Genomic DNA, 15,627 nt, shown 5'->3' with positions numbered 1-15,627 from the left:
TTACTCCCCGATGTTTTTAACAATATTGATGAAGTCTTTGATGTCCAACTGGTCTGCGTAGGTAACCAGGTACTCTTCAAAATAACTTTTGGTATCACGCAAAGATACCGAGAGTTTCACTATTGCCTGACATTCCCTCGCCGTAACCTTGGCCGACTGCGCGAAGTTCTGTTTGTAAAAGCCTGTTGCATCTCCCAAGCCTCTGGGCAAGGCACAGAACGCCTTCTGCGCAATAGCCTCATCGGCTTTGGTCGGGGATTTAGAAGACGTAGGCGTCTGCTTAAAGTCCTGGAAATACCAGAAAAACACACTATTACCCTGGTGTTTCAGAACCTGACCATCCTGGCCGACGATGAGGCCGAGATTATTAGTATTAACCAATTTCTGGTTCAAGCGCAGGTCATGGAAAAACTGCCGGTAATAGCCACGCGCCTCATCATTGGTATCGTCAGCATTACCGGACTTGTTGACGTCACTATCGAACCAGCTCGCGCTGAACGGCCCTGCCAGAGACTTAAGCTCCACCCACTGCTCCTTGGTTTTATCCCCATCGGGGGCCAGCACAATATCAATCCGACGCTTATAGGGTTGGTCCGAATCCCTTGCCGGACCCACCCCCGGAAGATCTGCCAATCGGTATGCCTGACGCACCTCATCAATACCCACGATCTGCATTTTTGGAGCTGGCCCATAGTTAGCCTTAATCTGGTAGCCCATCATCTGCACCAGCTGGAATATCGCACCGTGCTGCTTATACGCGAACCCAGAAATAAGATCGGCCAGCAAGCTCGCGAACTTGGATTTATCGATATTTAGTCTGCCTGCCGCTTGCTCCTCGGACAGATAGAGCACGGCAAACAACACCACCTCCCGGCGAACCCGCCAGTTCTTGCTGCTGGTAAAGAAGTGGCGAATCTTCGCCGCGCCCAATGCCATCGCACCATTGAGGAAGGTGCCATCGGTCATCAGTTTTTTGACCGCGGCGCCTTCATTCTTCATTTCCTTCAGCACTTCCTTGAGAGCGGGGGTGAACTCTTTTGGATTTTTGATCGACTTGCTCAGGCGCCGCAGCGCCTTAGTCAGGTCAGCCGCCACTTTCTGCCGAGGCGTCAGCGCATAGGCATAAGGCACCAGACCGCTGTTATTGACCAGCCAGGAAGCATTCTTCGGCACCATGATCGAGGCGGTCTCTTCGCCAAAACCACCGGCATCCTGCGCCAGCTGAGAGAGGTAATCCACCCACACCCAGAGGTCGTCCTCACTCTGGATGGCGTTCATCATGAAACTGAATGACTCTTCGTCCTGATACAGCTCGACCCCTAACAGGATAAATGGCAATAGCTGTTCTAGGCGCTTGGTATTGCCGGACAGCCCGCCCTTTACCGAACTGCCGATAGCGCCGGCGAAATGCTTGATACCGGGAAATTTCTTCAGCGCTGCAACCATTTTTTTCGCTGGAGCAAGGAATGGTTTGATCGGTTTTGCTACGGGAATGACAGTAGCTGCACCGATTGCGGCAAAGGCCAGGGTTCCAGCGTCAAAACGGGGATCGTCATTGCTCCAATAGATCAGTTGCTCACCAATAGTGATGAAGTCCTCATACGGAATAAGCAGCCCGACGCCTTCCTTGGCCGTCTCCCACACCGTGTCCCATGTCCAGGCATAGGCACTGGGAATTAGACGGGAAACGGGGTTACTCAGTTGATACTGACTGATTGGCATATCAGCTGGTGGCGAAGCATCCATCATCTGCCCCGCCAGTTCAGCAAAACCGTTGCGGGTTAGCAGGCTGATGAAGTTGCGCTCCTGGCCACTGACTACAGCAACACGCAGTTGCTTGAGCTGACTACCCACCACTCGTTTGCCCAGACTACCCAGGCTGCTGACCACCAGCTTGTTAGCACCTGCCTGCAAGCTGGCGGTGCTACTGCCATTGGCGAAGCTGATCAGCGGTGCACTGTTCCAGTCGAACATCTTTACGCTACGAATATGGGCAGCCAGGCCGCCGACGACAAGACCGGAGCCTACGCTGTCAGGAGCGCCGGTATAAGCCGTTCGGGCCGTACGGCCGTCTACATATAGCTCGATCTGCCCCTGCCACATACGCACCGCCACACGGTGCCAGGCATCAACCGCGACACCATCGAGCGCCACCGAGAACTCGCCCTCGGTGGTTCGAGCTGTGTACACCATCCGGTCGCCTTGATAGGCCAAATGGTGTGTACCATTCACGTCAAGGACATCGCCGGAAGCACTGGGTTTGATGTCCAAACGCACGCCTAAACCATCGCCCAGCTCCAGCAGTGCCGAATTGGCCACGGTGGCTCGACCGCCGGCGGTGAACGCTGAACTGCGGCCCCCGCCTAGCGGATGGTCCCGCACGATTTCGGCACTACTGACTACCGCGCTAGCGCCTCCGACTTCGTCGGTAAAGATATTTTTGCCATCAGTGCCCATATCAAGGCTGCTCATCTGCAATGACAGCAGCGGTTCCAGGTTAGGGTCGGACATATCGCCGATCTGCACGCGGCCGCCATCTTGCGAAGCAACCTGCAGGCTGCCACTGACCTCATAGGCCGCCTGCACCGACACGCCGTAATTGTCATAGGTCACCACGCCAGGCTCCGCGACATCCGCTACCAGCATGGCGTCCTGCGCCTCGATGGAGCGATTACTGCCGGAAACCACCTTGAAATTGAGCTCCGCACTGGCGATGTAGCCAACTTGGGCGCGCCAAATATCATCACTGGCGTTCAGACCCGCTACGAAAGTGGATTTGGCTACCCCGGCCGAGTCGGTAAGTTGATAAGGCGTCTGCATTACCCCGTGACCGGCATCGAACACCACCGGGACACCCACCGCCGGCTGACCGTTGGCACGCTTGACCTTGGCAGTCAGCGTAACGCTCTCACCTTTCTCCGGCTGAGACTTGCTGGCGATCAGCTCAATGGTGGCGCCTTTGATCGACATATCCATTTCGGTGCTAGCGACCCCGGATGTAATCACGGCCTTGGTGCTTGAGGTATCCAGTTCGCCGCCGGTCACCACAATAAAGGCTTTACCATCCACGGTTTCCAACTGGCGCTCGACGATTCGCGTGCTATCGGCCATTTCGAAAGCAACAGGAGTGCCGTCCTCCACCAAGTTGTTGTACTTGTCGTAAACCTTGACATCAATGCGCGCTTGCCCCTGTTCCAGCGCTTCAACCTGCCCAGTCAGCGAAGCGACAATACGATTGGGTTCGCCCGCAGTGACCTGGACGGTTTTCCAACTGGTTTTGCTACCGGGATTGTCGAGCATCTCGACGAATATCTTGGTTGAGGCGCCCTTCTGGGTCGGCATGCTCAGGGTGTTATCAAACACCCCGAAATCTGTGCTGGTTTGCGACGCGTTGGCAAGTGTCCCCGCCCCTTGCAGTGACCACCTGATGGTTACCGGTTTTTTCCTGTCCGGATCGCGACTTGAATACCCCAGCAAGGTGGCCTTTAAGTTCAGTTGGGGATCGTCGGCGCTGAGCAGATATGAGCTGGCGGTCTCTTCCTTGAAACCGATATTGGTCGACTCCAGCGCCAAGGTTTCAAAAGCGAACTCCCACAACACATTGCCCACATCGTTGTTGGTATACAGCCGCAGCGATAGGAAATCATCGGCGTCAAGCTTGCCCAGTTGACCAATGTCTTCGAACTTAATGGTTTGGCCTTTACCAATCGTAGCCTTTACCTCCTCCTGCCCAAACGCCAGCACTATCTCACGCTCACCCCTATCGCTCCAGGTTTCCAGAGTTTCGAAGGACGACTTGATAAAGTCGTAGATGAAACTGACATAGCGATCACTACTAACGATCGTCGGAGTTTTGTTGCTGTAGATATCCGTATTAACGCCCTCGGCATCCTCGCGGCGGATTTCCTTGACGTTGAGGTCGTAGAGGCTGAACTGCATCTCCGGCCGGTACTGCCAGCTATACCTTGGTTCCGGTTTCTTCAGGTTCAGTTCGGGGTGTTCCTTGTCTGCCTTGCGGTAGGCCTGGCGGGAGATCTCACTGGTCTCTTCATCATGCAAAGGCACCAGCACTGGCACATAGTGTGTAGGACGGTGCTTAAGGATTCCTTTGCCCGCTCCTTCGGAGGAAAAATTGGGGTTTCGGTTTTCCGGCTGCCCCGCGACTTGCAGGTACAAATGCTGCTTGGCCAATACTTTTTCCGGTAACTGAATAACCTGCACCTGCTGGCCCGGCTTGATCTTGAACTGGGACAGGCTGTTGGCACCTACGGGGGCCAGTTGATTGGCTGCAACGATCTTTGCCAGGCGGCCGGTATAGCCATAGTCCGCTAGCTCTTCGGGCAATGGACTGCCGTCCGCGTCTCGCCAATCGCTGTAGATGGCAATGCTGATATCGCTGCCAAGCCCTGCCCCTTCGTTACCGATGAGCTGTTTCTTCTCATCGCCCTTGGTCATGCCGGACTCAATCTTGCTTTTGCGCTCTGCCCAGATTTTCAGATTCGGTGGCCCCATCTGAATCTGCTGACTATTGAGGTTGATCAGGTTGCCGCTGAGGCTGGATTGCAACTGAAAGCTTTTGCTGCCGATGTAACCGGTCGGTCGGTTGATGGCGATGATGCGAACTTGCTCGCCGGCTTTGAGGTGGTTGGCGGTACGCTTCTGGAATTCTTCTTTGAAGCCGCCGGCGCTCTGCCATTTGGTGAAGTTGGCTTCGCCAGTTCGGCCTGCAACGGAATAGAAGTTTTCCGCGGAGCCGCGTAGCTGAATGGTGAAGCGAAACGCGCCCTGCCCGTCATCGACGCCCGAATAGGTCTTGTACAGTTCGTTCTCGTGCAGCCCTCGGCGCTCTGCTACCAGTTGGCCGTTGGATTCGCGGAATACATAGATATCGGTGTCAGTAAGATCTTCAGTGGTAATGCTTTCCAGCAGGCCGCGATCCTTGAAGTCCGCGGCAGTATCGATCAACCGCGTGAAGTCCGGGGCCGTTTCTTCGGTATTGGTGGGTGCGCTGTCATACCGGCTGGACAGGTAAATGCCTTGAAACTCTGCTTCTTCCACGCTAGTGGTGACGAAAACCTCTTTGGGCTTGCCTTCTACCTGCTTGGTAACTTTCTTGCCCGGCACCACGAATTCCGGCTTCTCATCCCCGTCGAAGTCATACTTCTCTTGCAGGGTGCGGGCCCTGTCGGATGTCTCGGCGCTGTAGGCGGTTGAGTCGCCAACCTTGGCACCTTTTACGGTCGCTGCGCCGTCGATCACCATCAGGTCAACCGGAAAATCCATAGGCCGTTTGATCGGCGTGGCTGCAGTTGCGATGACCATCGCCGCACTCAGGCTGTAGACGCCAAGGCCGTTACAGACGTCGTAGTCCTGGCGGGTCATGTAATACGGCATGTACGAGCCGCCACGCGGATTGAAACGCTTGTATTGCAGCTCCAGAAAAGCCGGCGTGGTGTATTCGAAGACAAAGCCTGGGCACGATGGCAGGAAGTAATTCATGCTGTACTTGCCGTTGCTGTCGGTAACCCCGTAGCCTCCGGGGATGTAACCACCCAGCGTGACACCCACTCCTGCCATTGGCCCATATATCTGGGCATCTCGGTCGCGGGACAGGGTGTCGGAAACCTGACCATCCTTGCCAAAGAAGCCGACACGAAAGCCGATGGCGTTGGCGGTCTGCGCGAGGATGTCGCCTTCCTTCGAAAGCAGCAGGGACTTGCTCGCGGAATCGGGGGTAACGCCGTCTTTCACCGGTAACTGCAGCAGGACGAGGTCCTTGCCGTCGATAGTAAACAGCTCCTTTTCCGCACGCACGATTACGGTGAGCATGCCTTCATCGAGGTTGGGCTTGCTGATCGTTTCACCAGTGACGGTCTTGAAGGTTTTACCTCGGTAGGCTGCGGCAGTCAGGATCTCACCGCTGGGATAACGCTCGAGAGTGTCGCTCTTGCGCTTGAGTAACGCGCGATAGGTGTCGCCAGACATGACTTGGGCACGCTCGAACGCCCCCACGGCTTCGCCAATTTCGCGCGCCTCTTTGCCGCTACTGTCGTACTCCACATACACCGGGCGTCCCGACGGCCCAGGCACGAGGGTTCGCGTGTAAACCGCTCCGTGCTTGTAGTACGTCTGCGGCACATATAGCCCAGGAATCATGCCCAGGCTGAAAAACGCCTGCGCCGTAACTGTCCACCCGCCGAGCACCAAGCCGAATAGCAGGCCCAGCAACGATACCTTGCGGCGCACTGCGCAACGCGAACGCGGGGAAGTCGACATACGCAACATATCCATCTGTCAGTGATTCCTTGAGCCGCCTCAGCGGCTCTTACTCAAACGGTAGAGCTCAGCTTGCAGCTGACGCAGGTTCATCTTTCCTTCGGCGTAAGCCTGGAGTACGGGCTGGGCCTCGACACCCGCCAGCGCAAAGCCGAACAGGTCGAGGTTGCCGGGTTCCAGCAGGCCTTTGCTGCGGATGCGCAGGTTGTCGATCTGCCCGGCGCCCACCGGCACTACGCGGCCTGCAGTCCGGTCTAGACCGACCATGACAACGTAGGCGCCGTTCTCCGGCAGGTAGTCGTGGCTGTCGGCCAGCTTCAGGGCGGCGATGTCGACGTTGATCGGGCCTCGCACATTGACGCCTGCCGGTTGCAGGGCGTACATCCAGAACGGCATTGCCATTGGGTCGACCGGGTATGGCAGCTCGCTGAACTGCAGCATCTGTGCATGAAGGTCGCCGTCCTGTCGGCCGTCGGCGAACTCCAGAGTGGCGTTGCCAAGGTCGAGCTTCAGCTCACCACCGAGCAGGCTCAGTTGGCTCCCGCCCTTGACGGGAACGTAGGGCAAGGTGGTGTTGAGTTGAGCCAGCGGCAATTGGCCAATCTCGTTAAGCACGCCGCCTTGAACGGTGATAGTCCGGCTGTCGCTACCGTAACCCCGTGTCCCCTGCCCCGGATTCAGCGACAGGCGATAACGGCCGGTAGGAATGTTCTGCTCTGCGCTGTCACCAAAGCCGAAGTTGAAAGCACCGTCCTGATTGGTCTGCGTGCTGCGACCGAGCTCATCGATACGCACCTGGACGCCCGCTACCGGCTGCTGCAACTGATCCATCACCACACCGCTGATGAACGTTGGCAGCGGCCGAACGTGGTAGCGGATGCGTGCCAGATCCTGGCCGTCGTAGCTCACGTCTACCGAGACTTCGGCGTTGTAGGCGAGGTCTTTCTCCGGGTAAAAGGCCACCACCTGACTACCAGGCAACTCAGCCAGATTGCCAACTACTGGCTGATGATCGAAGTTGACATCAACCAGCTGGTAACCCTGCGCCTGCAGCTCGCTGGTGCCGAGACCGTCGCGGTCCTCGTAGGTTTTGCCATGGGCGCTCTGGTGGACTTCGAGCTTCAGCTTGCTGATATCGATGGCCTGGTTGAAGTACAGGCTGATGAAGTCGTTGGGGTTGGCGGCCTTCTCGCCGCTGGCCGGTTCGATGCGTTCCAGGGCCACCGGCACTTGTTGCGGGGTGACCACGTTGATGCTGCGGCTGCTCTGCGCCACCACTTGCCCGCTGCTGTTTTGCAGCACGGCCAGCAGGCGGTATTGGCCGGCTTGCGCGGGCACCAGCAGGTTGGTGCTCTTCAACGTGGTATCGCCGGTCAGTGCGGCATCGGCCAGGGTGTCGCCGTTGGCGGACAACAGCACGGCACGCGGAAGCAACTGAGCGCTCAGGTCTTCGATGCGTGCGGCCACTTGCAGGCTGATGGGCTCGCCAAGGTTGAGCAGCTCGGTGCCCTCAGTGGGAATTACCCAGTTGATGGCGGCCTGGCTGCTCAATTCCAGGCTATAGGCCTGGCGAGTCTGGTTGCCGGCTTGGTCGCGGGCTTCGAGGCTCAACTCGACGCTTTTGCCCAGTGGTAGGCTGAGGCTGGTGGCGAAGCGGAACTCGCCAGCCGCAGCGCCCGGTTGCAGAGTTACATCACTGCCGTTGATCTGGAAGCTGCCTGGGTTGGCTTCACGGAGCGTGCCTCTGACCGGATAGGGCTGCTCGCTCACCCGGTTTTCGGCAGGCATTTCCACCAGCGGCGTGTCCAGCTGAATCACTGGAGCGGTCTGGTCAAGGCTCCAACTCAAACTCTGGCGGGTTTCCTGGCCGCTGCGGTCGCGGGCCAGCAGTTCAACGCTGTAAGCGGATTGGCCAACTGGAACGCCGAGCGTCTCCTTGAGATCCAGCAGTTGGCTGCCGGATTCACGCAGTACCAGGTTGCGGCCATTGAGGCTGACGCTGTCCAGCCCGGCCTCGGCGTACACCTGGCCGCGCAGGACGAAGCCATTGCCAGGCAGCAGGCTGCCGTTGGCCGGTGTGAGTCTGTCGAAACGCGGCGGCTTGAAGGTGGTTTGTGCGGGCTGATAGGTAACCTGCACGGTACGCTGGGTGCTGCGCTGGTCGACCCAGCCCTGGATGGTGAGGGTGTTGGGGCCGACCTGCAGGTTTACCGGTGCCGACTGGAAGGCAAACTCGGTGACCTGGCTGGTGGCGTTCAGGGTAGTCGCCTGACCATTGACCAGCACCTCCAGACGCTGGGCGGGCTTGTCGCTGCGCAGCACGCCGCGTACGACCACGGCAGCGTCTTTGACGGTAGCGCCGGCCACCGGGTAGGCGATGGTCAGGCCGATATCGCTGGCTGCGGCGATGCGCTCGACATTGCGTACCAGGCTGGCCTGGTTGCCGGCCTTGTCATAGGCGGTCAGGGTCAGTTGGTTGGCGCCCTCAAGCAACGGCACGCTGGCCGTCCAGTGATCACCTTGCAAGGTGACGGCAAAGCGACTGGTAGCGAAGCGGTCGGAGACAAACTCCAGACGAGCCACACCCGCGCCGGCATCGCTGACGCTGCCACGCAGGCTGATGCTGTCTTCACTGACGCTGACGTTGTCGACGCCTTCGATGGTCAGCTCCGGCGGTATGCGGTCCGGGAAGCTAGTCGCGTCATCAGGGTTGGTACCAGCAGCGACTTCATCATCGTTGCTGACGCCATCGCCATCGCGGTCGGTGTCCTTGTTGTCGCCGATGCCATCGCCGTCGAGATCCTTCCACTCGGTCGGGTCACTCGGGAAGGCGTCCTGCTCGTTGGCAATACCATCACCGTCGAGATCGTTATCCAGGCTGTCCGGGATACCGTCCTTGTCCAGGTCCGGCGGCACGCTGCTCTTGTCGTCCGGATTTGTACCGAGCTGGGTTTCGTACTCGTTGGAAATACCGTCACCGTCGCGGTCCGGATCGGCGTTATCGCCAATGCCGTCACCATCGAGGTCTTTCCACTCGGCCGGGTCACGCGGAAAAGCGTCCTGTTCGTTGGCTACGCCGTCACCGTCGATATCGCTGTCCAGGCTGTCGGGGATGCCGTCCTTGTCCAGATCCGGCGGCACGCTGTTCTTGTCGTCCGGGTTTGTACCAGCCTGCAGTTCGTAGTCGTTGGAAATGCCGTCGCCATCACGATCAGTGTCCTTGTTGTCACCGATGCCGTCGCCGTCCAGGTCCTTCCACTCGGTCGGATCATCCGGGAACGCATCGGCGTCGTTGGCTACGCCATCGCCATCGCGGTCGCTGTCCAGGCTGTCAGGGATGCCGTCCTTGTCGAGGTCTGCCGGCACGCTGTTTTTATCGTATGGATCGGTGCCGACCTGAATCTCGTAATCGTTGGAGATGCCATCGCCGTCTCGGTCTGTGTCCTTGTTGTCACCGATACCGTCGCCGTCGAGGTCTTTCCATTCGGTCGGGTCATCCGGGAACGCATCGACGTCATTGGCTACGCCGTCCCCATCGCGGTCGCTGTCCAGGCTATCGGGGATGCCATCTTTGTCGAGGTCCGCCGGTACGCTGTTCTTGTCGTCCGGGTTGGTACCCAGTTGGATCTCGTAGTCGTTGGAAATGCCATCGCCGTCACGATCAGTGTCCTTGTTGTCACCAATGCCATCGCCGTCGAGGTCTTTCCACTCGGTCGGGTCGTCTGGCAGCGCGTCCTGAGCGTTAGGCACGCCGTCGCCATCGCGGTCATCGTCCAGCGCATCGGGAATGCCGTCTTTGTCCAGGTCCGCGGGCACGCTGTTCTTGTCGTCCGGGTTGGTACCCAGCTGGATTTCGTAGTCGTTGGAAATGCCGTCGCCATCGCGATCGGTGTCCTTGTTGTCACCAATACCATCGCCATCGAGGTCGCGCCATTCGCTCGGGTCATCCGGGAACGCGTCATCGACATTGAGCACGCCGTCGCCATCACGATCGTTATCCAGGGTATCTGGAATACCATCGCGGTCCATATCCGGCGGCACGCTTGCCTTGTCATTCGGGTCGGTACCGACCTGCACTTCGTAATCGTTGGAGATACCATCGCCATCACGGTCGGTATCGGCGTTATCACCAATGCCGTCGCCATCGAGATCCTTCGATTCGTTCGGGTCATTGGGGAAGGCATCAAGCTCGTTGGGCACGCCATCGCCATCGAGATCACTATCGAGGCTGTCGGGAATACCGTCCTTATCGAGGTCTGCCGGCACGCTGGCCTTGTCATCAGGATCAGTACCAACCTGCACTTCGTAATCGTTGGAGATTCCGTCGCCATCGCGGTCGGTATCGGCGTTGTCGCCAATACCATCACCGTCTAGGTCCTTGCTCTCGGCAGGATCATCCGGGAAAGCGTCGAGGTCATTGGCCACGCCATCACCGTCGCGGTCATCGTCCAAGGTGTCTGGAATACCATCCTCGTCCAGATCGGTGGGCACACTGCTCTTGTCGTCCGGGTCGGTGCCGACCTGGATTTCATAGTCGTTGGAGATGCCGTCGCCATCGCGGTCGGTATCGGCGTTGTCGCCTATGCCGTCAGCGTCCAGATCCTTGCTCTCTGACGGATCATCCGGAAATACATCCTGATCATTCGATACACCGTCGCCATCGCGATCATCGTCCACACTGTCGGGGATGCCGTCCTTGTCCAGATCCGCAGGCACGCTGCTCTTGTCATCAGGATCGGTGCCAACCTGAATCTCGTAGTCGTTGGAGATACCGTCGCCATCGCGGTCGGCATCCTTGTTGTCACCAATGCCATCGCCATCGAGGTCACGGCTTTCGCTTGGGTCATCGGGGAAGGCATCCTGATCATTGGGCACGCCATCACCATCGCGATCATCATCCAGGGCGTCAGGAATACCGTCCTTGTCCAGATCGGCGGGTACGCTGTTCTTGTCGTCCGGATTGGTACCAACCTGGACTTCGTACTCGTTGGAAATGCCATCGCCATCGCGATCCAGGTCGGCGTTATCGCCGATGCCGTCGCCATCCAGGTCGCGCCACTCGGCACGATCGTCAGGAAACGCATCCTTGTCGTTGTCCACCCCGTCGCCATCGCGATCGAAGTCCAGGGCATCCGGAATGCCGTCGCGATCCATGTCGGCGGGCACGCTGTTCTTGTCGTTGGGGTCAGTACCTAACTGTTCTTCGTAGGCATTGGAGATGCCGTCACCGTCGCGATCCAGGTCGGCGTTATCGCCGATGCCGTCGCCGTCCATATCGCGGCTTTCGCTTGGGTCGCGGGGGAAGGCATCCTGTTCATTGGGTACACCATCACCGTCGATGTCATCGTCCAAGGCATCGGGAACACCGTCTTTGTCCAGGTCGGCAGGCACACTGTTCTTGTCGTCCGGGTTAGTGCCCAGTTGAACTTCGATGTCATTGGAAATGCCATCGCCATCGCGATCCGGGTCCGCGTTATCACCGATACCGTCACCGTCGAGGTCTTTCCACTCGTTTGGATCATCCGGGAAAGCGTCCTGATCGTTGGCTACGCCATCACCATCGCGATCGCTGTCCAGCGCATCGGGTATGCCGTCCTTGTCCATATCCGGCGGTACGCTGCTTGGGTCGTCGGGATTGGTGCCAACCTGCTCCTCATAGTCGTTGGAAATGCCATCGCCGTCGCGATCAGGGTCGGTGTTGTCACCAATACCATCGCCATCCAGATCGCAGAGCAGACCGAAGTCGACCTTGCCCAGTTGCACCGCACTGTGGGTCGCACGTGCCAACGTATCGAGCGTCACGTTGCTGCCCACGGCACTACCATAGAGACGTGAAGCATATTGCTGAGTGACGCTGCCTTTGGCGTAGATAAAACCAGCCAGGGTGGAGTTGGGGCCGAGGACTACATTGCCTTCAGCCAATACCAGAAGCCGCGAGGCATCACCCGGTTTCTCGTAGGCTGTGGCGTTCATCATCGCCTGCCATGGCAACTCAAGGTTGCTGCGTACGTGCAAACGCACGGTACCGGTTCCGATCGGAACGATCTTCGCTTCGCTGCCGAGGGTCAGACGGTCGATCCAGTAATCACCTGGTGCCAGCTCGAGGGTGGCGCGATATCCCAGTTCCACATCTTTGAGCAGGTATTCGCCAGCGACGTTGAAGCGTGCTTTGGCCAGACCACCAACGCTCAGGCGCTGCCACTCCTTGCGACTAGCGTCCAGGGTGAGGCTGCTGGCAAAGCCAACGTCCTGCCTGAACGAATTGTTGGTGGTACGAAACGCCGGCAAAGCGGGAACAGAGGCTGGGGTGAAACTGGCCTGGCAATCCTGGCTACCGCAACTGCGCATGCTGGAAGCGAAACTGTTATCCACGCGACGGGTTGCCAGGTAGGCCGAGGGGGCATCACGCAGTTGCGCGTTCAGGGCAAAGCTGATGCGCCCGGAACTCCCATGGGTTTGCAGGCCCCCGGCAAAAGCCGCAACGCACAGGTTTGGCTGCTGGGCTGGCGGTGCCACCACAGGGATGCTCTTGGCATCCAGTGGATTGCTGCCGGCAACGCGCTCGCGTTCGTCGTCGTAGCCGTCACCATCGGTGTCGTCATCGAACAGGTCGAGGATGCCGTCACCGTCCAGATCACCACGTTCCCGGCACTGGTTGTTCCAGCTGGCGCTATTGATCGCGGCCATACGGGTTTCTACCCGGGCTGCGCTGCCGATATCCGCGCTACGGGCATTGACGGCGCCAGTCAGGCGTGCGGCGAAAGCCGAACTGTAGGTGCCCTCGACATACACCAAGCCGTTGATGACGCTAGCCGACTCCTGGGAAAGGTTGCCGCGTACGAACAGCTGTAGCCCTTCAGGGCGGCCACTGCCGTTATCCAGAGCATTGATGCTCGCCTGATACGGTAGGCTCAAGGCACTGCCGACCATGACCTTGGCGGTACCGCTGGCGACCCGCAACTGGCTGTTGCTGGCCATATCCAGCCGACCGATCCAGTAACGGCCGGGTGCGAGGGTAACCTTGGCGCCATAGCCGAGGGTCAGGCGTTCGATGTAATAGGCTTGATGACGCGGGTTGAAACTCAGGGTGGCGGCGCTTTCCAGTTCAACGGCGCGGTATCGGTTGACCTCATTGCCACCGACTTCGCCATTACCCAGATAGCCCACACGCAGGTCATGCTGGCCATTGATAGCGGGGAATTTCAGGCTGCCTAGATCCGCCGCGGCAACGCCGCTGGCGCTGCAATTCTGGCCGCCACAGCTTGGCGAACCGAATGCATTCTGTACCCGCAGGGTGGCGAGTGCCGGACTTGGGCTGTCCGTCAGTTGGCTTGCCCACTGAAAGGTAATGCCACCATTGCCGTGGGTTTGCAGGCCAGAGCTGAACACTGCCTGGCAGGACTCGGCCGCCTGTGCAACACCCGCAATCAGGCACAGCAGCCCTATAAGCAGCCGCTCGCCCGCGTGCTTGCCCACCCGCATCCCCATAATGTTCGCCCCAGCCCTGCCGTCGTCCCTGATTGTTGCCGGCTTATGCGCGGCCCTGGTCTTGCACTCGTCTAGCGCGAGCTGTATTGCACATCCACTGCCTTCAACGCTTCGCCGCTCAGGTTTTTAACCACCTGTTTGAGCGCCTGGGGTGCCAGCTTTTCACGAATGGTCCCGCTCACTTCCGCCAGCGGTTTGGCTGGTAGCTGTTGCTCGGCGGTGACACGTACCAGCATCAGCTGGCCGTCCACATAAAGCGGCGCGATGCTGCCCGCGGCGGTGGGCTCCACCAAGCTGCGCAGCGGCTGCTCCAACAGCTCCAGCTTCAGGCGGCTCTGCCGGTACTGCAGCGGCTTGCCCGCTTGGCGCCAGTCGGCCACCAGTTTCTGCCAATCCTTACCCTGAACCTGCGCACTACTGAGCAGGGTGATCAGCTCAGTGCGTTGCGCCGGCTCCAGCTCCTGGTCGCTGGCAATGATCTCGAAGCTTTTTTCTACACCACCGCCAAACTCATCCTGATGGCGGTTGTAGTAATCAGTCACCTGCTCAGCGGTTACCGGCTCGGGGTTGGCGTGCGCTTCCAGGTAGTGGCGCACCAGCAGCTCTTCACGGTATGCCTGAGCCTTGAGATCAAGTTGCTCACGCTCACTGGCGTCGAGTTCACGTTCAGCAAGTAGCGCCATAGCCCGGCTGCTCACCAGGCTTTCGAGAATCTTGCGCTCTACCTCTTCGTTGGCGAACAGCGGCGCCGATTCGCCGAGAGTTCGCTCGATGGTCAACTCCAGCTGTGCTCGAGTAATCGGCGTCTTGTCGACGGTCACCAGCGTGGCCGAAGGCTCCACCGGCACGTCGCTCAAAGCCTGCCTGCTGTCGTCCTTGCAACCTGCCAGCAGCACCGCAAGCGCCAATGCAGCAAAAGCGTACTTAACTGGCTGCACGGTTATCACCCGGCGTTTCAGCGTTGTTGCTGTCGGCCTTGGCTGCTGCTTCGGGCTGATCCTTCTTCTCGATCTTCGCTGCCGCTTTGAGACGTTCCAGTTCGGCCGCTTTGGCTTCCTGGCGCAAGCGGTAACGAATATCGCCCGCCACGCTTTCGAACGGCTGCTTGATCACCTGCGGGCCTTCCAGCACCTTGACGATATGGAAGCCGAATGGCGTGACGATAGGCTCTGACAACTCCCCGGCCTTCATCGCGAAAATGCGGGTGCTGAAGGCTGGATCGATCGCGCCTTCCTGCAGCCAACCGAGGTCGCCGCCATGCTGGGCGGACAGCTGATCTTCCGAGTACTCCTTTGCCAGCGCCGTGAAGTCTTCCTGGGAATTGGCCTTGGTATGGATAGCGCTGGCCTTGGTCAGCAACGCCTGACGCTCGGTTTCACTCAGGCCTGGGTTGGTGCGTACGAGGATATGAGCGACATGGATCTTCTTGGCCTGGAATTGGTCAGGATTGGTCGCATAGTAGTTACGCACCGCTTCGTCGGTTACCCGCTCCTTGAGGAACTCTTCGAAATAGCGACCGATCAGCATCTGCTTGCGGAACTCGGCTACCTCGGCCTCTACCTGTTCAGCGGGAAGCAGCTTCTGCTCTTCAATCTGCCCGGCCAGGCCTTCGCGCTCCAGATAGTCATCCAGCTCGCGATTCACCAACTGCGTATTCTGAGTGGGCACGCGCTTGAATTTGAGGTAGGCGTCGAACTGAGCCTGGGTGACGGGCTGGCCGTTCACTTCGGCGATGGAATCGGAATTCGAGTCGCAGCCAGCGATGGCGATCATCACGGCGAGCACACCCAATTTATGCAGCATATTCATCCTGAGTGTTCCTGTCCTTGGGTGAGTAATGGGGCTATGGCGCGCTATATATAG

The 15,627-nt window shown here is 58.8% G+C and carries 4 protein-coding genes; all 4 read right to left on the bottom strand.

All coding sequences use genetic code 11. The annotated features are described in order from the left end of the window. Complete coding sequence (locus SA190iCDA_RS06130) at window positions 1–6,291, bottom strand: Ig-like domain-containing protein (RefSeq protein WP_070884417.1); 6,291 nt, start codon at window positions 6,289–6,291, stop codon at window positions 1–3. Between the two features lie 24 nt (window positions 6,292–6,315). Beyond that, window positions 6,316–13,752, bottom strand: coding sequence for a thrombospondin type 3 repeat-containing protein (locus SA190iCDA_RS06125; RefSeq protein ID WP_205881588.1), 7,437 nt, complete (start codon window positions 13,750–13,752; stop codon window positions 6,316–6,318). Window positions 13,753–13,835: 83 nt separating this feature from the next. After that, entirely contained in the window at window positions 13,836–14,702 is an 867-nt protein-coding gene (locus SA190iCDA_RS06120) for a peptidylprolyl isomerase (RefSeq protein WP_139159443.1), read from the bottom strand. Further along, on the bottom strand, window positions 14,689–15,573 hold the full coding sequence (locus SA190iCDA_RS06115; RefSeq protein ID WP_070884420.1) for a peptidylprolyl isomerase: 885 nt from the start codon (window positions 15,571–15,573) through the stop codon (window positions 14,689–14,691). The genes SA190iCDA_RS06120 and SA190iCDA_RS06115 overlap by 14 nt, the downstream gene beginning before the upstream one ends. Between the last annotated feature and the right edge of the window lie 54 nt (window positions 15,574–15,627).

The sequence above is a fragment of the Pseudomonas argentinensis genome, from assembly GCF_001839655.2.
GTDB classification, from domain to species: Bacteria; Pseudomonadota; Gammaproteobacteria; order Pseudomonadales; family Pseudomonadaceae; genus Aquipseudomonas; species Aquipseudomonas argentinensis_B.
Note: the sequence above shows the minus strand (reverse complement) of the source record. Positions and strands in the feature narration are given on the sequence as shown.

What these genes read in the sequence shown, in the direction of transcription:
- SA190iCDA_RS06130 (WP_070884417.1), bottom strand. Translation starts at nt 6,291, where the DNA reads ATGGATATGTTGCGTATGTCGACTTCCCCGCGTTCGCGTTGCGCAGTG.
- SA190iCDA_RS06115 (WP_070884420.1), bottom strand. Translation starts at nt 15,573, where the DNA reads ATGAATATGCTGCATAAATTGGGTGTGCTCGCCGTGATGATCGCCATC.